Consider the following 350-nt stretch of genomic DNA (forward strand, 5'->3'; position numbering starts at 1 on the left):
TTGAAATCAAAGATCGCCATGAAATCTTCGTGGTCGAAGTAGCGTTCCGGCTCCAGTCCACAGCGGGACATCAAAGCGTAAGTGATACTGACGGTGGCTGCTGCCTTGAACTGTACTCCGATGTTAAACTCATCATATTCCTCCAAAAAGGAACCGTCAACGATATAGAAGAAGTCCTGCTGATGCTCCGTCCAGTATTCCTCAGCCAGTTTTCCGGCTACCTCGGTGAGCTGTCCGGCAAGGTCATCACCGGAAACATCATAGGTGCGCTCAAGCATGGCCTGCACCGAATCCAAATGGCGCTCCTCCAGCTGCCACAGCCAGGGAGTGCGGGAATGTTCACGGGTTCC

The 350-nt window shown here is 52.9% G+C and carries 1 protein-coding gene; it reads right to left on the reverse strand.

The genetic code is table 11. The annotated features are described in order from the left end of the window. A partial coding sequence (locus GPK94_RS04605) for a hypothetical protein (RefSeq protein ID WP_215654764.1) occupies positions 1-350 on the reverse strand: 350 nt, incomplete at both ends.

Source organism: Pseudoflavonifractor sp. MCC625 (assembly GCF_018784545.1).
Taxonomy (GTDB): Bacteria; Bacillota; Clostridia; order Oscillospirales; family Oscillospiraceae; genus Pseudoflavonifractor_A; species Pseudoflavonifractor_A gallinarum.